19 protein-coding genes are annotated in these 18,440 nt (G+C 70.1%); 11 read left to right on the top strand and 8 right to left on the bottom strand.

All coding sequences use genetic code 11. The features are described 5' to 3' along the window. Positions 1-63: 63 nt before the first annotated feature. The 3 genes from V6S67_RS02660 to V6S67_RS02650 all read left to right on the top strand — a co-directional run bounded on the left by V6S67_RS02660 (position 64) and on the right by V6S67_RS02650 (position 2,699). Positions 64-774 carry a response regulator transcription factor gene (locus tag V6S67_RS02660; RefSeq protein WP_105031248.1) on the top strand — a complete coding sequence of 237 codons (711 nt, stop codon included), beginning with the start codon at positions 64-66 and terminating at the stop codon, positions 772-774. A 9-nt stretch (positions 775-783) separates the two neighbouring features. After that, a complete protein-coding gene (locus tag V6S67_RS02655) occupies positions 784-2,346 on the top strand; it encodes a sensor histidine kinase (protein WP_334208764.1) in 1,563 nt (520 codons plus the stop codon). 62 nt (positions 2,347-2,408) lie between these two features. Continuing rightward, entirely contained in the window at positions 2,409-2,699 is a 291-nt protein-coding gene (locus V6S67_RS02650; RefSeq protein WP_334208763.1) for a WXG100 family type VII secretion target, read from the top strand. A gap of 176 nt (positions 2,700-2,875) precedes the next feature. Here the strand turns inward: V6S67_RS02650 and groL are convergent, their stop codons facing one another. After that, the gene (gene groL, locus V6S67_RS02645; protein ID WP_334208762.1) at positions 2,876-4,510 is read right to left on the bottom strand and encodes a chaperonin GroEL; all 1,635 of its coding nucleotides are present in this window, start codon (positions 4,508-4,510) and stop codon (positions 2,876-2,878) included. Positions 4,511-4,847: 337 nt separating this feature from the next. Here groL and V6S67_RS02640 point away from each other — a divergent pair, with 337 nt between their 5' ends. Then, positions 4,848-5,588: a TM2 domain-containing protein gene (locus V6S67_RS02640; RefSeq protein ID WP_334208761.1), complete on the top strand. Its 741-nt coding sequence runs from the start codon at positions 4,848-4,850 to the stop codon at positions 5,586-5,588. A gap of 162 nt (positions 5,589-5,750) precedes the next feature. Here V6S67_RS02640 and V6S67_RS02635 read toward each other — a convergent pair whose 3' ends face one another. Further along, on the bottom strand, positions 5,751-6,389 hold the full coding sequence (locus V6S67_RS02635) for a LytR C-terminal domain-containing protein (RefSeq protein ID WP_334208760.1): 639 nt from the start codon (positions 6,387-6,389) through the stop codon (positions 5,751-5,753). Between the two features lie 41 nt (positions 6,390-6,430). Beyond that, positions 6,431-6,730, bottom strand: a complete 300-nt coding sequence (locus V6S67_RS02630) for a DUF3263 domain-containing protein (RefSeq protein ID WP_104051863.1) — start codon at positions 6,728-6,730, stop codon at positions 6,431-6,433. A 109-nt stretch (positions 6,731-6,839) separates the two neighbouring features. Between V6S67_RS02630 and V6S67_RS02625 the strand changes: the two genes are divergently transcribed. Beyond that, positions 6,840-7,667, top strand: a complete 828-nt coding sequence (locus V6S67_RS02625) for a uracil-DNA glycosylase (protein WP_334208759.1) — start codon at positions 6,840-6,842, stop codon at positions 7,665-7,667. A 30-nt stretch (positions 7,668-7,697) separates the two neighbouring features. Here V6S67_RS02625 and V6S67_RS02620 read toward each other — a convergent pair whose 3' ends face one another. Together V6S67_RS02620 and V6S67_RS02615 are read right to left on the bottom strand one after the other, a co-directional pair. Further along, a complete protein-coding gene (locus V6S67_RS02620; protein WP_442884682.1) occupies positions 7,698-9,386 on the bottom strand; it encodes a threonine/serine exporter family protein in 1,689 nt (562 codons plus the stop codon). Between the two features lie 47 nt (positions 9,387-9,433). After that, positions 9,434-10,507 (bottom strand): lipid II:glycine glycyltransferase FemX, encoded by a 1,074-nt coding sequence (locus tag V6S67_RS02615; protein WP_334208758.1) that lies wholly within the window; start codon positions 10,505-10,507, stop codon positions 9,434-9,436. 147 nt (positions 10,508-10,654) lie between these two features. On the opposite strand from V6S67_RS02615, the gene V6S67_RS02610 reads away from it, so the two are divergent. The 3 genes from V6S67_RS02610 (at position 10,655) to V6S67_RS02600 (ending at position 13,090) form a co-directional block, all read left to right on the top strand. Then, positions 10,655-11,659 (top strand): aldo/keto reductase family protein, encoded by a 1,005-nt coding sequence (locus V6S67_RS02610; protein ID WP_334208757.1) that lies wholly within the window; start codon positions 10,655-10,657, stop codon positions 11,657-11,659. Positions 11,660-11,676: 17 nt separating this feature from the next. Continuing rightward, on the top strand, positions 11,677-12,522 hold the full coding sequence (locus V6S67_RS02605) for an NAD-dependent epimerase/dehydratase family protein (RefSeq protein ID WP_334211501.1): 846 nt from the start codon (positions 11,677-11,679) through the stop codon (positions 12,520-12,522). 100 nt (positions 12,523-12,622) lie between these two features. After that, a complete protein-coding gene (locus tag V6S67_RS02600; protein ID WP_334208756.1) occupies positions 12,623-13,090 on the top strand; it encodes a hypothetical protein in 468 nt (155 codons plus the stop codon). 79 nt (positions 13,091-13,169) lie between these two features. On the opposite strand, the gene V6S67_RS02595 is transcribed toward V6S67_RS02600, so the two are convergent. Continuing rightward, complete coding sequence (locus V6S67_RS02595) at positions 13,170-14,666, bottom strand: MFS transporter (protein WP_334208755.1); 1,497 nt, start codon at positions 14,664-14,666, stop codon at positions 13,170-13,172. A gap of 192 nt (positions 14,667-14,858) precedes the next feature. On the opposite strand from V6S67_RS02595, the gene V6S67_RS02590 reads away from it, so the two are divergent. Then, the gene (locus tag V6S67_RS02590; RefSeq protein ID WP_334208754.1) at positions 14,859-15,950 is read left to right on the top strand and encodes an alkene reductase; all 1,092 of its coding nucleotides are present in this window, start codon (positions 14,859-14,861) and stop codon (positions 15,948-15,950) included. 52 nt (positions 15,951-16,002) lie between these two features. Here V6S67_RS02590 and V6S67_RS02585 read toward each other — a convergent pair whose 3' ends face one another. Next, a complete protein-coding gene (locus V6S67_RS02585; RefSeq protein WP_334208753.1) occupies positions 16,003-16,527 on the bottom strand; it encodes a hypothetical protein in 525 nt (174 codons plus the stop codon). Between the two features lie 124 nt (positions 16,528-16,651). Here V6S67_RS02585 and V6S67_RS02580 point away from each other — a divergent pair, with 124 nt between their 5' ends. After that, the gene (locus V6S67_RS02580) at positions 16,652-16,783 is read left to right on the top strand and encodes a hypothetical protein (protein ID WP_334208752.1); all 132 of its coding nucleotides are present in this window, start codon (positions 16,652-16,654) and stop codon (positions 16,781-16,783) included. A gap of 117 nt (positions 16,784-16,900) precedes the next feature. Here V6S67_RS02580 and V6S67_RS02575 read toward each other — a convergent pair whose 3' ends face one another. Beyond that, a complete protein-coding gene (locus tag V6S67_RS02575; RefSeq protein WP_334208751.1) occupies positions 16,901-17,110 on the bottom strand; it encodes a hypothetical protein in 210 nt (69 codons plus the stop codon). Between the two features lie 172 nt (positions 17,111-17,282). On the opposite strand from V6S67_RS02575, the gene V6S67_RS02570 reads away from it, so the two are divergent. Then, entirely contained in the window at positions 17,283-18,437 is a 1,155-nt protein-coding gene (locus V6S67_RS02570; RefSeq protein WP_334208750.1) for a baeRF2 domain-containing protein, read from the top strand. Positions 18,438-18,440: the final 3 nt, after the last annotated feature.

Here is an 18,440-nt window from a genome sequence, read left to right as displayed (position 1 = left end):
GCAGGGAGCAACCGCACAGCGATGCTCCAGCCAACTCACAGACAACGTGCGGATACTGGTGCGATGAAGAAAACAGCCCCCGAAGCGAAACTGCTGGTCGTCGACGACGAACCGAACATCCGCGAGCTCCTGTCGACCTCGCTCCGGTTCGCCGGCTTCGACGTCGTCGCTGCGGCGAACGGTCGTGACGCCCTCGCCGCCGCCGAGACGCACAACCCCGATCTCGCCGTGCTCGACGTCATGCTCCCCGACATGGACGGCTTCACCGTCACGCGGCGGCTGCGCGCCGCCGGTCGCCACTTCCCCGTGGTGTTCCTGACCGCCCGCGACGACACCGACGACAAGGTCACCGGCCTGACGGTGGGCGGCGACGACTACGTCACGAAGCCGTTCAGCCTCGACGAGGTCGTGGCCCGCATCCGGGCCGTGCTGCGCCGCACACACCCCCTGGAGGACGACGACGCCGTGATCCGCGTCGACGACCTCGAACTCGACGACGATGCGCACGAGGTCCGCCGCGGCGGGGAGACGATCGACCTCTCCCCCACCGAGTTCAAGCTCCTGCGCTACCTCATGATGAATCCGAACCGCGTGCTCTCGAAGGCGCAGATCCTCGACCACGTCTGGGAGTACGACTTCAACGGCGACGCCTCGATCGTGGAGTCGTACATCTCCTACCTGCGCCGGAAGATCGACCGGAACCCCGACGCGGTGGCGCTGATCCAGACCAAGCGCGGCGTGGGATACCTGCTCCGTACCGCCGACAAGCGGTAGCGCGGCCTCTTGATCAAGCGCTGGAACGCGGCGTCGCTCCGCTCGCAGCTCGTGGCGATCATCATGCTCCTCATGATCGTCACGGTGGGCATCACGGGCCTCGCCACGGTCTCGCTCCTGCGCGACGGCCTGATCGACCGGGTGGACGCCGACCTCCAGAGCAACGCCCGCGCCGTCGCCGCCGAGATCTACACCGCCGAGCCGCAGGCCGACGGCGCCGTCCTGCGGTACTACGCGGCCGTGCTGGACCGGAACGGCACCAAGCTCGTGGCGAACCAGTCCGACGACGCCGAGGACATCCCCGATCTCGAGGGCATCACGCAGGAACGCATCATCGCCCTCGACGGTGCCGGCTTCGACGTCGCCAGCACCGGTGACGACAGCCAGGGCTGGCGCGTGCGGATCTTCCGGTTCGCGAACACCGAGGGCTACCTCGCCATCGCCTCCCGGCTCAACACCGTCAACGAGTCGCTGCAGGAAGCCGGGGAGATCATCTTCACCTCGGGCCTGATCACCACGGCGCTGGCCTCCCTCATCGCCTTCGTCGCCGTGACCCGGCAGTTCGCACCCCTCGCCCGGGTGGAGCGCACCGCTGCCGCCATCGCCGCCGGTGACCTCTCCCGCCGCGTCGCCGTCGAGCGTCCCGCCACCGAGATCGGACGATTGTCCCGGTCCCTCAACGCCATGCTCGCGCACATCGAGCGCGCGTTCGCCGCCCGGACGACGTCGGAGACCAAGATGCGGCGCTTCGTCGCGGACGCGTCGCACGAGCTGAGGACACCGCTCGTCACCATCCGCGGCTACTCGGAGCTCTACCGGCACGGCGCCCTGCAGAAGGAGGAGGACGTCGCGGCTGCCATGGGGCGCATCGAGAGCGAGGCGATCCGCATGGGTCAACTGGTCGAGGACCTCCTGACCCTCGCGAGGATCGACGAGCAGCGTCCCCTCGAGGTGAAGCCCGTGGACCTCATGGTGCTCGGCCACGACGCCGCGTTCGACGCCCGCGCCACGGCACCGGACCGGACCGTCACCGTCGTCGGGCTCGACGGCGGCCACCCGCGCTCCGCACCCACCCGGGGCGACGAGGCCCGCCTGCGCCAGGTGGTCGCGAACCTCATGACCAACGCCCTCCGCTACACGCCCGAGGGCTCGCCGATCGAGCTCGCGGTCGGCGTCGCACCCGTGCTGCACGGCCACAGCGACGCCGTGCTGGAGGTTCGGGACCACGGGCCCGGGATCTCCGAGGACGACGCCGCCAAGGTCTTCGAGCGCTTCTACCGCGCCGACACCTCCCGTCATCGGGAGACGGGTGGCACGGGGCTCGGCCTCGCGATCGTCGCGGCGCTGGTCGCACAGCACGACGGCTCCGTACGGCTGGAGGAGACCCCCGGCGGTGGGGCGACGCTGTCGATCCGCCTGCCGTACGCACCCGTCGAGGGCCAGGACGACGACGCCGATCCCTCGGGCCAGTCCACCCCGCGCGACGGGGAGCACGCCTACTCGAACGGCATCACTCCTCCACAGGCGCCCGCCACGAAGCCGGTTGTCCACAAACCCGGCGAGGACCGCTGACCGCTCTCCGCCGCGCCCTAGCGTGAGGGCATCACGCAGGCACGAGGACAGGGAGCTCAGCAATGGCATTCTTCAACGTGGACACCGACGGCCTCGCCGCCAGGAGCAGCCAGGTGCAGGGCACCATCACGAGGCTGCGGGCGGAGGTCGATTCGATGCAGGCCGGGCTGCGCGAGCTCGAGGGCCTGTGGACGGGCCAGGCGGCGACCAACTTCCAGCAGGTGATCCTGCAGTGGAGGGCCACGCAGCAGCAGGTCGAGGAGTCCCTGACCGGCATCAACGAGGCACTCACCGTCGCCACCCAGCAGTACGCCGATGCCGAGCAGAGCAACGCCCGCATGTTCATGAGCTGACCCCGCCGGGCTACACCGGATCCGTGCCTCCTCCCCGGGGCAGGACGACGCCTTCGCGGTTTCCGTCCGGGCCGCGGACAGGGTTCGGTCCGGGCCACGGACAAGGGAAGGGCGGCACCCCCTCTTCGGGGAGTGCCGCCCTTCTCGGACTGCGTCGGCGGGTAGCCGGTGGGGGGCTAGAAGCCGCCCATACCGCCCATGCCGCCCATGTCGTCGCCGCCGCCGGCAGGAGCTGCCTTCTCCGGCTTGTCGGCCACGACGGCCTCGGTGGTGAGGAACAGGCCCGCGATCGAGGCCGCGTTCTGCAGCGCCGAACGGGTGACCTTCACGGGGTCGTTGACACCGGCTGCGAGGAGATCCTCGTACTCGCCGGTGGCCGCGTTGAGGCCGTGACCTGCGGGCAGGCCGCGGACCTTGTCGACGACGACGCCGGGCTCGAGGCCCGCGTTGAAGGCGATCTGCTTCAGCGGTGCATCGATGGCGACGCGGACGATGTTGGCGCCCGTGGCCTCGTCACCCGAGAGCTCCAGGTTGGCGAATGCCTTGGCACCGGCCTGGATGAGGGCGACGCCACCACCGGCGACGATGCCTTCCTCGACGGCTGCCTTCGCGTTGCGGACGGCGTCCTCGATGCGGTGCTTGCGCTCCTTGAGCTCGACCTCCGTGGCTGCGCCGGCCTTGATGACCGCGACACCGCCGGCCAGCTTGGCCAGGCGCTCCTGCAGCTTCTCGCGGTCGTAGTCGGAGTCGGAGTTCTCGATCTCGGCGCGGATCTGGGCCACGCGACCGGCGATGGCGTCGGCGTCGCCGGCTCCCTCGACGATCGTGGTCTCGTCCTTGGTCACGACGACCTTGCGCGCGGTACCGAGCAGGTCGAGGGTGGCGGTCTCGAGCTTGAGGCCCACTTCCTCGGCGATGACCTGGCCACCGGTGAGGATGGCGATGTCGGCGAGCTGCGCCTTGCGGCGGTCACCGAAGCCCGGAGCCTTCACGGCGACGGACTTGAAGGTGCCACGGATCTTGTTGACCACGAGGGTCGCGAGGGCTTCGCCTTCGATGTCCTCGGCGATGATCAGCAGCGGCTTGCCGGACTGCATGACCTTCTCGAGGACCGCGACGAGGTCCTTCACGTTGCTGATCTTCGAGTTCACGATCAGGATGTAGGGATCCTCGAGCACCGTCTCCTGGCGCTCGGCGTCGGTGACGAAGTAGCCCGAGATGTAGCCCTTGTCGAAGCGCATGCCCTCGGTGAGTTCGAGTTCGAGGCCGAACGTGTTCGACTCCTCGACGGTGATGACGCCTTCCTTGCCCACCTTGGCGAGGGCTTCGGCGATCAGGTCACCGATCTGCGTGTCGCCGGCGGAGATGGACGCCGTGGCAGCGATCTGCTCCTTGGTCTCGATCTCCTTGGCGGAGGCGAGCAGCTCGTCGGTGACGGCCTTGACGGCCTTCTCGATGCCGCGCTTCAGGCTCAGCGGGTCCGCGCCGGCAGCGACGTTGCGCAGGCCTTCCTTGACGAGGGCCTGGGCGAGCACGGTGGCGGTGGTGGTGCCGTCGCCTGCGACGTCGTCCGTCTTCTTGGCGACTTCCTTGACGAGCTCGGCGCCGATCTTCTCGAACGGATCGTCGAGTTCGATCTCCTTGGCGATGGACACGCCGTCGTTCGTGATGGTGGGGGCGCCCCACTTCTTCTCGAGCACCACGTTACGGCCACGGGGGCCGAGCGTTACCTTGACGGCATCAGCGAGGATGTTGAGGCCTCGCTCGAGGCCGCGGCGGGCCTCTTCATCAAAAGAAATGATCTTGGCCATAACGGCTTAGGTCCTTTCGGGACGGTTGCATCTGAAGCACTTGAATGCTCTGCCTGTGTGCGGTGCCCGCGACGGCCGGACGACGCCTGAACGATCTCTTTCACGTTCCGGGCGCCATCCCCACCACAGAGGTTTGCCTGCCTCTCCACCCGCAGATTTAGCAGTCTGCGCGCGTGAGTGCCAACTCAATAATTAGCACTCTCACCACCTGAGTGCAACCTGCCGTGGCCCGTGACGGCGACCTTGCAGCGCCTCGGGGAACCGCCGCGCCGGAGGCGTAGCGCGGAGAGCATCGAGCGCATAGGTTGGGCGTACATCGAGCAGAAGGGGAGACACAGTGTCGTCGTCAGCAAACGGTTCGGACAGGCAGCCCGACGGGTCATCGCACGAGCACTCCGACGGGCAGGAGCAGGACGGCAGCGCTCCGGGAAGCACCCCGCACGGAGCGGGGCAGGGCCCGACCGCCCCGGAGGACCCGTCCCCCGATCGTTCGAGGGCGGGCGACGCCGGCACTTCGCCGATGGAGCCGGTCACGCGGCCCTACACGCCCGTGAGCGAGGACCCGTACGCGCAGCCGTCGTCGGGGGACGCGCCCAGCGGCCAGGCACCGGCCCGCGACCCGTACGCCCAGCCGTCCCCCCAGAACCCGTCCGCGCACCAGTCGCCCGCCTCGAACCCCTACATCCAGGGGTACCCGCAGGGGCCCCAGGGACAGCCCTCCCCCGGACAGGCCGGGTACAACCAGGCCGGGTACAACCAGGCCGGGTACAACCAGGCCGGGTACAACCAGGGCGGCTACCCGCAGGGGCAGTACGGCCAGCCGTACGCGCCCCAGAAGTCGCGCGTGGTCGCCGGAGTCCTCGGGATCCTGCTGGGCTCCCTCGGCATCCACAGGTTCTACCTCGGCTACACCACGATCGGTGTCGTCCTGGTCCTCATGTCCACCGTCGGGGTGTTCCTGACGTTCGGGCTCAGCGCCATCGCGGCGGGCATCTGGGGACTCGTCGAAGGCATCCTGATCCTGGTCGGATCAGGATCGTTCCGGACGGACGCACGCGGCATCCCGCTCAGGGACTGAGAGCTCCCGGGCCGACCGCTCACGGACCGACCGACCGGGGGCGGCCGGCCCACGGGACTGACTGACCGGGGGCGGCCGGCCCACGGGACTGACTGACCGGGACCGGCCGGCCCACGGGACTGACCGACCGGGGGCGGCCGGCCCACGGGGCGGGCCGGGTACCTACTGGAACTCGGGCCCGAGCACCACGGAGATGTACGGCGAGATCCCGGGGCTGTCGGCGAGATCGTCGATGCCCAGGTCTGCCGCCACCGACTCGGCGGCGGAGCGCTGCTCCTCGCCGTTGTAGAAGACCACGGAGGTGTCGAGCGGTGCCCCCGCCCAGTTGCCGGGGAGCACCGACACCCAGCCCTCGGACGCCAGACGGGCCGCGGCCACCGAGGCCAGCCCGGGAGACCCTGTGCCGTTGAGCACGTTGACCGTCTGCGCCAGGTCGGGTTCCTCCCCGTCCGCGCCCGCCGTCGACGTCGCCTCCGAGCCGGGCTCGTCGGTCGCCTCGGCGTCCGGGTCCTGGGTGGCCCCGGACGATGCCGACGGACCACCTGATGCCTCGTCGTCCTGCGTCGCAGCCGCGCTGGGTGCGCTGGTGGGCAGCACCGCCGTCGCGCCGTCGCCCCCGGTGAAGCCCAGCCGGGGAAGGAGGAAGTACGCTCCCAGGCCGATCAGGAGGGCGAGCACTCCCACCGTGATCTTGAGTCCCAGACCGCCTGATCGCGCCGGGATGAGCCGCTCGCGGTGGACGCCCTGGCGCGCCGAAGCCTCCGGGACCCTGTCGAACTCGTCCCGTGGGTGATCAGTCATGGATGAGGATGTCCTTCGCTCGTGGACCGTGGCGGGCTGGATCAGATGTCCGCGCCGAGGCGGCGGGCGGAGCGTGCCTTCTGGCGAGTGGACCTCAGGCGCCTCAGTCGCTTCACGAGCATGGGGTCGTGCGCGAGGGCTGCCTCGGTGTCGATCAGGGCATTGAGCACCTGGTAGTAGTGCGTCGCGGACATGTTGAACAGGTCGCGGATGGCCTGCTCCTTCGCGCCCGAGTACTTCCACCATTCGCGCTCGAGGGCGAGCATGCGCTGTTCGCGGTCGCCCAGGGCCGGCTTCGGGTCCTGCCCGGAGGTGTCCGAGTGCCTCTGCGGATCGGCCATCGCGCCACCGCCTTCCATCTGCCGGCACAACTGTCATCCCATGGTAGAGGGGAATTACACCGGTGTCATTCCGGACACGGCCGCGGGAGGAGCACGCAAGAATGGGCCCATGAGCCACGACGACGGAGCACTCTTCGACCTTCCCGAGACCCTTCCCAGGGGCGGGTCCCCGCGTGATCGCGGGGCCGGCAGGAACGCGGAACCCTCCGCTCCCTCGCCGAACGCCTCGGTCTTCCCCTTCGCGGCACCCGCGGACGTCGGTGACCTCCTCCCCGCGGACTGGGCGGCGGCCCTGAAGCCCGTGGAGCCCGTGCTCCACCAGCTCGCGGAGTCCCTCGGCGCCGACCTCGACAAGGGTTTGCGGGTGCTGCCCGAGGCACCCGCCATCCTGCGCGCCTTCACCACGCCCCTGGATCGCGTGCGGGTCGTCATCGTGGGGCAGGACCCCTATCCGACGGTCGGTCACGCCGTCGGGCTCAGTTTCGCCGTCGACCCCGCCACGCGTCCCATCCCGCGCAGCCTGGCGAACATCTATCGGGAGCTCGCCTCGGACACCGGGGCCGCGCCGCCCGCCACGGGCGACCTGTCGGGCTGGGCCGAGCAGGGCGTCCTCCTGCTCAACCGGGTGCTGACGGTCCGCGCGGGAGAAACGGCCTCGCATCGCGGGATCGGCTGGGAACTGGTGACGGACGCGGCCATCCGGGCACTCGCGGCCAGGGGCGGACCGCTCGTGGCGATCCTGTGGGGCAAGGACGCCCTGCGCCTCAAGCCGCTGCTCGGCGCGACGCCGACCGTCGAATCGGCGCACCCCAGCCCGCTCTCCGCCTCCCGGGGGTTCTTCGGCTCACGCCCGTTCAGCCGCGTGAACGAGCTCCTGGCCCAGCAGGGCGCCGACCCGATCGACTGGTCGCACACGTCGGCGGCGGCGGACGCCTAGGACGGGCCGTTCCCGGCGGGCGCTGCACCGCTAGCGCCGCCGGTTCCTCTGCCGATCGTCGGAACTGAGCTTCCTCGTGAACGGTCGGGCCAGGTTGTCACCCAGGACCACCCCGGCCGCCACGGCGAGGACGATGGTCAGGGCGTTGAACAGGCCGAACACGCCGTCGCTCGCCACCCCGGAATCGGTGGTGAGCACGTACATCGAGCGGAAGATGGTCAGTCCCGGGTACAGGAACAGCACGGCCGGTACGGCCACGACCAGCTGCGGGGCTCCGAGCCGGAGGGCGACGACGCGGGAGAGCGCCCCGATGAGGATCGCCGCGAGGGCCGGTGCGAGCCGGTACCCCGCCCCCGCGGCCATGGCGCTGATCATCAGGAGGTAGCCCGCCACGGCGACGAGCGACGTCGGGAGGACCAGCCTCACGTCCGTCTGCTCGGCGACGCAGATCATGGCCACCGCGACGAACGTGAGCAGGGCGACCACCGGCCACGGGTACTGGCTGCCCGAGGACTCGAGCACCTCGAGCTCGGGGATCCCCAGGGCCGCTCCCGCCACCAGCGCGACTGCGATACCGGCCACCAGCGCTGCGAAGACGAGGATCGCCGAGAGGAAGCGCCCCGCGGCGGTGACAGGGAAGCCGTTGATGGCGTCCTGGGTCGCGGAGACCAGCCGGCCGGTCGGCAGGAGCAGCAGGATCCCTCCCACCACCACCAGCGCCGGTGAGATCGGCACCTGCAACCACCAGAACAGCATGGCGATCAGCGTGACGAGTGCGGACGACATGGCGACCGAGAAGAACTCCGGCACGCGCCACTCGCCGAGCTTGCGGCTCACCAGGTCCACCAGGATGCAGCTGACGAATCCGATGAGTGATCCGAGCGGGGTCCCGCCGACGAAGCCGACGATGGCCGCCGAGAAGATCCCGAAGGCTGCTGTCACCATCCAGCGTGGGAAGGGCTTGGGCCGGTGGGTGATCTCGTCGAGCCGCTGTGCCGCCTCGGTCCGCGAGACCCCGCCGTCGGCGATGTCGGAGACGAGCCGGTGGATGGCCGTGAGACCGGCGTAGTTGTTGGTCCACGAGCGCACCACCCGCAGCACGGTCGTCGGTGTCTGGTCCTTGGCGGAGTAGTTGATCACCACCGACTGGTTGGTGATGTCCACCTCGATGTGGTCCAGTCCGAACGCAGCCGTGACGGCGATGATGCTGGTCTCGACCTCGAGGGCCCCGGCTCCGTAGCGGAACATGGTCTCGGCCAGGTTGAGGGCGAAGTCGAGGGCCTTGCGCGCGCTCGCGTCCGGGCCGCCCACATGGATCATCGGGTTCGCGTAGGGGCTGCCGGCCAGCCGCTCCACGATGCTCATGGCCTGGGTAGGCGGCGCCTCGCCCTGCACGAGGCGCCGGAGCACCGTGCGGGCGGCCGCATTGGACCGGCTCGACGCCGGGACGCTCCTGGGGGTCGTGGGCAGGGCGTCCGTCGGGCGCGGGGCCTGCTGCCGCTGACGGCCCGCACGAGGGACCTTCGGTTCCGGTGCGGGTCGCTTGGGAGCGCCCCCGGCCCTGTTGCCCTTCCTGCCCGCCCCTGCCGTGCCCGCCGCCAGCTTCGACTTCTCGTCGTCGGACGGGTCGAAGGGGCGCTGGATCACCGGCAGGGCCTCCGCCACGGGCGAGGGGTCGGTCGGCCAGGGGCCGTCCGCCGGGGTCGAACCGTCTTTCACAGCGGCCTTTCGTGCGTCGATCCCCGCGGCGCTCCGCGGGGGTCCTCTCAGTAGAAGGGTTGGTGCGTGCGCCGCCAGTGGATCTGGCGCGCCACGCGTTCGGCGATCGTGTTCCACACCCGGTACCTCCAGCCGCTGACCACGAAGTCGTAGCAGCCGGCGAAGTCCGTCACCGTCTTGGTGAAGCTCGTCTTGAACAGTCCCAGCCCGTGGTGCGGATGGTCCTTGTCCTTGAGCTGGTCGCTCGGCGGGGTGCCGCAGAAGTCGTATTCCACGATCCCGAACTCGTCCTTGAGATCGGTGATGGCCTGCCACTGGACGAGGTGCGAGTCCCCGTACTGGGTCCGGCCGGGGCGGGAGCCGCCGTCCTTGTACGTGCCCTTGGTCCCGTAGTTGATCACGAACGCGCCGACCGAGGGCTGCCCGTCCTCGTACACGAAGTAGAAGCGGCCCTGCCCGGCGTCCACGAAGTTCTGCCAGAAGCGGCTGTAGTACTCGAACGAGCGCATCCGGGCCGCCGAACGGTCCTCGATGTGCGCCATCAGCGAGTACATGGCCCGGAAGGTCTCCTGCGTCGGTTCCATGCGGCGCACCTCGACACCCTCGCGGATGGCCCTGCGGACCGCGTTGCGTCCACGCGAATGCAGGTTCCGCAGCAGCTGGTTCGCCTCGGGCGTGGTGTCCAGGATGGCCGTGCTGTCGTTGGGCTGCAGGTTGAAGGTCTTGACGAGCCCCGCCGACGCCAAGGCACTGCGCACCTCCGGGCCGTCCACGAGGTCAGGCTCCACCTTGATCGCGAAGACGCTGTGCCCCTCCCTCCGCGCGAGATCCGCGACGGCACGCGCCACAGCGGGCACGTGGGCGGCCTCCGTGACGGCCGGGCCCTTGATGAGGTACCAGAGCGCCCCGATCAGGGGCACCTTCTTCTCGAGGACGAGGGTGTGGCTGGTGTAGCCGGGCCCCTCGAGGACCACGAAGCGCGGCCTCCAGCCGTGGTGCGACTTGACCTCGGCGAACGCCGCGGAGGAGAGCATGTTGCCCCCGCCGGGGTTCGACGTCACGAGGGAATCCCAGTTCTCCTGCTCCGTCCCGGTGGCGAAACGAGCGCTGAAGTCGACCAAGGTTCCTCATTCGGTGGGGGTGGCTACAGAAGGACGCCCTCAAGTCTAGCGGCTGCGCCGTACCCCTCCGGGTCGCACGGCACACTCGTTGCCACGGGAAACAGGATTTTCTGTACTCGCTCCACCACGGTGGCTAGCATCGGCGATATGGACTTCAGACACCTCGGCAACAGCGGCTTCAAGATCTCGGAGATCACCTACGGCAACTGGCTCACGCACGGCTCGCAGGTCGAGAACGACGTGGCGACGCAGTGCGTCCGCGCGGCGCTCGACGTCGGCATCACCACCTTCGACACGGCGGACGTGTACGCCAACACGGCGGCGGAGACCGTCCTCGGCGAGGCGCTGAAGGGCGAGCGCCGGCAGTCGCTCGAGATCTTCACGAAGGTCTGGGGGCCCACGGGCCCCAAGGGACACAACGACGTCGGACTGTCGCGCAAGCACATCATGGAGTCGATCGACGGCTCCCTCCAGCGTCTCCAGACCGACTACGTGGACCTGTACCAGGCGCACCGGTACGACTACGCGACGCCGCTGGAGGAGACGATGCAGGCGTTCGCGGACATCGTGCGGCAGGGCAAGGCCCTCTACATCGGCGTCAGCGAATGGACCGGACAGCAGATCCGTGACGGGCACGCCCTCGCGAAGGACCTCGGGTTCCAGCTCATCTCCAACCAGCCGCAGTACTCGATGCTGTGGCGCGTCATCGAGGGCGAGGTGGTCCCGACCTCCGAGGAGCTCGGGCTGTCCCAGATCGTCTGGTCACCCGTCGCCCAGGGCGTGCTGACCGGCAAGTACAGGCCGGGCCAGCAGCCCGAACAGGGCACCCGGGCCTCGGACGACAAGGGTGGCGCCGACATGATCAAGCGCTGGATGGGCGACGAGGTCCTCACCGGCGTCCAGAAGCTCGCGCCGATCGCCGACGGCGTGGGCCTCACCATGGCGCAGCTCGCGATCGCCTGGGTGCTGCAGAACAGCAACGTCGCCTCGGCGATCATCGGCGCGTCACGCCCCGAGCAGGTCGAGTCGAATGCGGCAGCGGCCGGCGTGAAGCTCGAGGACGACGTCATGAAGGCGATCGACGACGCCATCGGCGACCTCGCCGAGACGGACGTCGCGAAGACCGTCTCCCCCGCGAAGCGGCCCGCCTGATGGCGGAGCAGGCACCGCTGAACGTCGCGGTCACCGGATCCAACGGCAAGCTGGGCCGCAGCGTGGTGCGCGGACTGCGCGAGGCAGGGCACACCGTCCTCGAACTGGACCAGCACGGCGAGCGCAGCCCGGAGTTCCTGCGGATCGACCTGCGGGACTACGGCCAGGTGGTCGACGCCCTCCTCGGCGTGGACGACCGGCACAGCGGGTTCGACGCCGTCGTGCATCTCGGAGCCATCCCGGCGCCGGGGCTGCAGGCCGACGTGGCCACCTTCCACAACAACATGACGGCCACCTACAACGTCTTCCAGGCGTGCCGCCGCGCGGGTATCAAGCGGATCGTCTACGCCTCCAGCGAGACCGTCCTCGGGCTGCCGTTCGATACCCCTCCCCCGTACATCCCGGTGGACGAGGACTACCCGGCCCGGCCCGAGAGCACCTACTCGCTGGTCAAGCACCTCGAGGAGCAGATGGCCGTCGAGCTGACGCGCTGGGACCCGCAGCTGAGCATCACGGCGCTGCGGTTCTCGAACGTCATGGATCCGGAGGACTACGCGGAGTTCCCGTCCTTCGACGCGGACGCCACCGCCCGCAAATGGAACCTCTGGGGCTACATCGACGGACGCGACGGCGCGCAGGCCGTCGCGAAGGCGCTCGAGAACGCGGCTCCTGGGTTCGACCGCTTCATCATCGCCGCCGCCGACACCGTCATGACGCGTCCGAGCGCCGACCTCGCGGCGGAGGTGTTCCCCGGCGTCGAGCTGACCCGGGACGTGGCCGGCACCGGGACCCTCCTCTCGATCGACAGGGCGCGCCGGGTCCTGGGGTACGAGCCCCGGCACAGTTGGCGCGATCACGTCTAGCGCCCGCGCGTCCGGCCGGGCGGCAGCGTCGACTGTCGCCCGGCCGGGAAGATCAGTAGGCTGATGATCGAAGGATGCGCACCGACGAAAGGCAGAGAAGATGACCGAGAACCTTCCCGATGAGGAACTGACCATCGTGGGCGAGGAGCCCGAGACGCCGAACGATTCGCTCGCTCCCGAGGCCTTCGACCCCGTCCTCGAGGGCCAGCCGGACGAGTACGAGGGTGCTGCGGAGAACAACCCGGACCGCTGGCAGGAGGATCCCCTCCTGCAGGACGAGCCGGGCACGACCGAGAGTGGCGACGACGAGAACGACTTCGACGAGAACGGCGTCTCCGCGATCGGCGAGGAGGGCTACCTCAGCGACCAGACGCTCCGCGACGAGACGTCGGATGTGCGCTTCGCCGACGGCGACGAGCAGATCCCGCCGGGAGAGCCGATGATGGGCGAGGCCGCCGCCGACGTCGACTTCGGCATGATGGAGGACGACGAGGTCGACGCGAGCGACGATCCCGCGAACCGTGGCGGCTCGCCGCTCAGTGCCATGGACGAGCAGGACGTCACGTAGCCCGGCATCTGCCGTGGACCATCGAACCCCCCGTGCAACCGCCCGGGGGTTCGTTCTGCCCGGATCCGTCACGGATCCGTCACGGGGCCGCCCCTCGGGGCACCCCGTGGAGGGCACCCGGGGCGGCCGGTGGTCCTTCGATCGCGCAGTGGGCGGGATGCTCGTCGGCCGCGTCGACCGCCGCCCGGGCGGCGGGGTTCCGAATGGTGACGGCCGCGAGGACGCCGCCCAGCACGAGCACCCCGGCGCCGATGAGGCACGCGGCGTCGAACCCGGCCCGGAAGACCGCCGGATCGCTGTAGGCGTCGCCGGTGAGTCCCACGGCGGCCGGCAGCACGGCGATGGCGACGAGGCCTGCCGCGCGGGCCACGGCGTTGTTGACCCCCGAGGCCAGGCCTGCCTGGCGTTCGGGCACCGCGGACAGAGCCGCCGACGTGAGGGGGGCGACGAGCAGCGAGAGTCCGAGGCCCAGGACGATCACGCCCGGCAGCACGTCCGCGACATAGGACGCTCCCGGCCCGATCCGGAGCATGAGGACCAGTGCGACGGCACACAGCAGCGGCCCCAGCGTCATCGGGAGCCTCGGCCCGATCCGCGCACCGAGCGCTCCCGCGCGCGGCGACAGGACGAGCATGAGGGCGGTGACGGGCAGCATCGCCGTCCCCGCCGCGACGGGGCTGAAGTCCGCCACCACCTGCAGGTGGAGGACGAGCAGGAAGAAGATGCCGGAGAAGGCCGCGTAGATGAGGAAGGTGACGGCGTTCGTCGCGCTGAACTGGCGGTTCGCGAAGATCTGCAGCGGGAGCATCGGATGCGCCGTACGCCACTCCACGAGAAGGAACGCCGCGGCTGCGAGAAGACCCAGGAGGGCGCTCACCAGGACCGACGGCGTGCCGAGGCCCCGGCCCGGCGCCTCGATCAGCGCATAGGTGGTGCCGGCGAGGGCGAGGGCGCCCAGGACCGCCCCGGCGATGTCGGGCCGTCCGGTCGCCTCCGCATCGCGGCTCTCCGGCACGTGCCGCACGGCGATCAGGACGACGACGGCGGCCAGGGGCACGTTGATGAGGAACACCCACCGCCAGGAGACGCTCTCGACGAGCCAGCCGCCGAGGAAGGGCCCGATGGCCGTGGCCACTCCGCCGAGGCCGGACCACGCGCCGATGGCCCGTGCGCGGTCCTCGCCCGAGAACGCGGCCTGGATGATGGCGAGACTTCCCGGCATGAGGAGCGCCCCGCCCACGCCCTGCAGCGCGCGCGCGGCGATGAGCAGGCCGGCATCGGGGGCGAGCCCGCACAGCATGGACGCGACGGCGAACCAGACGACCCCGATGACGAAGACCCGTCTCCGCCCGTACCTGTCCCCGAGGGAGCCTCCGAGCAGGATGAACGACGCGAGCGTGAGGGTGTAGCCGGTCACCATCCACTGCAGGGCGGCGAAGTCCGTGCCGAGCTCGGCTCCGATGGTGGGCAGGGCGACGTTCACCACCGTGGCGTCGATCCCCGCGAGGCCGGAGCCCAGCACCGTGGCCAGCAGGACCCACCGTCCGGGCGCCGTGCCCATCCTGATCCGGCTCATGAGTTCCCCGTCCGTCCGCCCGACCCGCCGGGCCGCGGGATCACGCACAGTGTCGCACCGGCATCGTCCCCGCGTCATCCCCACCCGACGGGCCGGGGGCACCGGCGCGGGCGTGAGACGGACCACACCCGGAATAGCTCCCCGCACTGCCCGGTTACCGCCCGGTAGGAAACCAACCCGGAAGTAGGCCTCGTGAAGCTGTTCTCCCCCCTGACCCTCGGCACGCTCGAACTCCCCAACCGCGTCGTCATGGCGCCGCTCACCCGGGTCCGCTCGGGCGAGGCGGGCGTCCCCGGTGACATGGTCGTCGAGCACTACCGCCAGCGCGCCTCCCTCGGCCTGATCGTCAGCGAGGGGACGTACCCGAGCCACGCGGGCCAGGGCTTCCCGGGACAGCCGGGCCTGGTCGAGGACGAGCAGCTCGCGGGCTGGAAGCGCGTCACGGACGCCGTCCACGCCGACGGTGGACGCATCGTGGCACAGGTCATGCACGCCGGACGCGTCACCCACCGCGACACCAACGGCGGCTACGAGGTCGTGGCCCCGAGCGCCATCGCCATCGACGGCACCACGCGTACGAGCACCGGGAAGCAGCCCTACCCCGTGCCCCACGCCCTCACCGCCGAGGAACTTCCCGGCATCATCGACGAGTTCGTCACGGCCTCGCGCAGGGCGATCGACGAGGCCGGCTTCGACGGCGTGGAGCTCCACGGCGCCAACGGCTACCTGCTGCACGAGTTCCTCTCGCCGGAGTCGAACCAGCGGACGGACGCCTACGGAGGCACCCCCGAGAAGCGCGCACGGTTCGTCATCGAGCTCGTCACCGCCGTCGCGGCGGAGGTGGGCGCGGAGAAGGTGGGCCTGCGCATCTCACCCGCGCACAACATCCAGGACGCCCTCGAGACGGAGGCCTCCGAGGTCTCCGCCACGTACGGCACGCTCGTCGACGCGATCGCGCCCCTGGATCTCGCGTACCTCAGCGTGCTGCATGCGGAGCCCACGGGTGACCTGATCCAGGATCTCCGGAAGCGCTTCAGCGGACCCGTACTGATCAACAGTGGCTTCGGCGTGATCACCAACCGCGAGGAAGCCATCGCCATCCTCGAGGACGGCGTGGGTGACGCGGTCGTCGTCGGCCGTCCCGCGATCGCGAACCCGGACCTGGCGCGCCGCTGGCGCGAGAACCTCCCGGAGAACGAGCCGAACCCCGCGACGTTCTACTCGACCGGGCCCGAGGGCTACACCGACTACCCGTTCTACGACGGGTCGGTCAGCGCCAACTAGTCCGGCCGGTCCGCGCCGGGCCGCTCGGCCCGGCACCGGAGAGGCGCTCCCGTCATCCGGCGGGGGCGCCTTCCTGCATCTGTGGCGTCTGCAGGATGTCGCCGCTCCGGACAGGTCGGGACAACCGGGCCCTCAGCCTCGGGGACTGCGCGGCCGCCCAGGCGATCAGGAGTGCGGCCGCGAGGTGCGTGTGGAGCATCAGCATGATCTCCGGCGAGTGCCCCTGTACCTCGCCGGCCCCGATCGGGACCTCGCCGCCGTGGTGCACGCCCGTGACGGACATGGTCGACGACGTCCCGGCGCCGAGGCCGCCGAGCAGCCAGTGCAGCACCTGCTGCGCGGCACCGAGCAGCAGCAGGACCGCCCAGCCCGGCAGCCGGACCTGCGTCACGAGGGTGGCCGTCAGGACGGCGAGTGCCGTGAGGCAGCCGAGGATCGGGACGCTCGGCAGCGAGCCTCCGGACAGGGTGTGCGCGCCCAGCCCGAGGCCGACGGACAGGATCCCTGCACCGGCGGAGCGCAGGAGCCTCGGGGCGCGATCGGCAGGGCGGGACGCGGTGTCCGCAGCGGGTTCCATACCTTGATGGTAAGCATGCTGACGACCCGGCGTCACGCCGAAGGTACGGGTTATGTTCGGGCCACCCGGTCCGTAGACTGACCATAAGGGGGCTTACCTTCCCCGCAACCGAAAGGACGAACACATGTCAGAGAATCCCGGCGACAACGGTTCTGCGGACAGCGCCTCGGACGACTACCCCGAGACCGTGCGAGCCCACCCCGACGAGCCCGCTGAGGGCGCGGACTCCGAGGAGAAGACGGGCGACGGCTCGTAGGCAGCCCCCACCGTACGAGAGCCACGAGCGCCGGCCCCAGGGCCGGCGCTCGTGCGTCCGGGGCCGATCACACGAGCGCAGGCGGGCCCGGCCGCTTGACAGGCCGACTCCGACAGGTCAGCGCGTACCCTCGACGACCTCGCCGAATGGGACCTCCTGCGACAGCTCCGCCTGCCGGTCAAGGGCGTGGCTGCTGACGAGGACGCCGTACTTGCCCTCGGCGACGGACTGCTTCATGACCATCAGCACGGTCTCGGCGAAGCCCTCGTCCTGGGCTTCGAGGAACGCGACGTAGGCGGGCGGGAGGTTCTCGGGAACGGTGAGCATGACCTCACGCTACCCGCCGCCACCCACGCCTGCCGAGCGATTTTCAACCCCGGGCGCAGATGCATCGCATCTTCTCGCCTCCCGCCCTGAGTGGTAGACCATAAGGGTCCTTAGTGTTCCGGTGCGGACACCTGTATCGGGATGACCACCACTGACATGACAGGGGATCTACGTGACGAACGTACTCAAAGACCACTCCCAGCTGTTCGAGCTGCCCGGCCCATGGACCACCATCTATGTCGAGGGAAGCACCGGTACGGTGGACGGCCTGGCCAACGACGAGATCCTCCCCCGCAGCGTGGCCCAGGAGATGAAGGCCGCCGGCGCCCCCGCCGAGGACGTCGACGCGGCGGTGGCCGCGCTCGGCATGACGGCCAAGGGCCTGCCCGACCCGGTGACGCGGTACCTCCTCGTCAACAACGGGGAGGCCGTCGTCAACGAGTTCCTTCCCGGCAACCTCGTGGGGCTCACGGTGACCGCGACCGGACCGATCCCGGACCTCACCCCCCTCGTCCGGCACACACCGGAGGACTTCGCGTACATCGTCGCGGAAGTGGGACACCACGGCGGCGAGGTGTACCTGCGGTACGCCGACGGCGACGAGGGCCACATCACGTCCGGTGATCCGGACTCCACGGTGGAGGGTGACACCATGCACACCCGCAAGCTCGGCAGCGGCGGGTGGGGCCACAGGCGCATGCAGCAGCACGCCGAGAAGGTCTGGAAGATGAACTCCCGCGAGGTCGCGTCCGAGATCGGCCGCATCTCGGCCGAGCACGACGCCCAGCTCATCATCGTGGCCGGCGACATCCGCGCGCGGCAGCTGGTCGCCGACGAGGTCTCGCAGGAGTCCCGGGCGAAACTCAGCATCATCGAGAGCAATGCGCGCGCCGACGGCGCGGACGAGGAGACCTTCCTCGAGCAGGTGCAGCAGCTCGTGGCACTCACCATGGCCGACCGGCAGCACGACCTGCTGGAACGCCTGGCCGAGAAGGAGGGCCAGGGGACGCGGACGTCCGCCATCGGCCGTGGCGCGGTGATCACCGCACTGCAGCAGGCACAGGTGGAGTCACTTCTCCTCGAGACCACCGCCTGGGACGGCGAGACGCTGCTCGCGCTCGACGCAGCGCCGTGGATCGCGACGTCGGAGGCGGACACCGCCGGCGCCGGCATCCTGGGTGAGGTGCCGGCCGTGGCCGGCCTGCTCCGCGCCGCCGCGCTCACCGACGCCCAGGTCACCATGTACCCGTCCGGGGCTCTCGAGGAGAAGCCCATCGCCGCCCTCCTGCGCTGGCCCACAGGACCCGACGTGCCGGCAGCGGTATAGCCG

This window comes from Arthrobacter sp. Soc17.1.1.1 (genome assembly GCF_036867195.1).
Classification (GTDB): domain Bacteria; phylum Actinomycetota; class Actinomycetes; order Actinomycetales; family Micrococcaceae; genus Arthrobacter_D.
This window is presented reverse-complemented; position numbering and strand designations above follow the sequence as displayed.

Coding starts and splice junctions, on each gene's coding strand:
- V6S67_RS02585 (WP_334208753.1), bottom strand. CDS start 16,527: ATGGAACCCGCTGCGGACACCGCGTCCCGCCCTGCCGATCGCGCCCCG.
- V6S67_RS02580 (WP_334208752.1), top strand. CDS start 16,652: ATGTCAGAGAATCCCGGCGACAACGGTTCTGCGGACAGCGCCTCGGAC.
- groL (WP_334208762.1), bottom strand. CDS start 4,510: ATGGCCAAGATCATTTCTTTTGATGAAGAGGCCCGCCGCGGCCTCGAG.
- V6S67_RS02600 (WP_334208756.1), top strand. CDS start 12,623: ATGACCGAGAACCTTCCCGATGAGGAACTGACCATCGTGGGCGAGGAG.
- V6S67_RS02660 (WP_105031248.1), top strand. CDS start 64: ATGAAGAAAACAGCCCCCGAAGCGAAACTGCTGGTCGTCGACGACGAA.
- V6S67_RS02650 (WP_334208763.1), top strand. CDS start 2,409: ATGGCATTCTTCAACGTGGACACCGACGGCCTCGCCGCCAGGAGCAGC.
- V6S67_RS02575 (WP_334208751.1), bottom strand. CDS start 17,110: ATGCTCACCGTTCCCGAGAACCTCCCGCCCGCCTACGTCGCGTTCCTC.
- V6S67_RS02595 (WP_334208755.1), bottom strand. CDS start 14,666: ATGAGCCGGATCAGGATGGGCACGGCGCCCGGACGGTGGGTCCTGCTG.
- V6S67_RS02635 (WP_334208760.1), bottom strand. CDS start 6,389: ATGACTGATCACCCACGGGACGAGTTCGACAGGGTCCCGGAGGCTTCG.
- V6S67_RS02610 (WP_334208757.1), top strand. CDS start 10,655: ATGGACTTCAGACACCTCGGCAACAGCGGCTTCAAGATCTCGGAGATC.
- V6S67_RS02630 (WP_104051863.1), bottom strand. CDS start 6,730: ATGGCCGATCCGCAGAGGCACTCGGACACCTCCGGGCAGGACCCGAAG.
- V6S67_RS02625 (WP_334208759.1), top strand. CDS start 6,840: ATGAGCCACGACGACGGAGCACTCTTCGACCTTCCCGAGACCCTTCCC.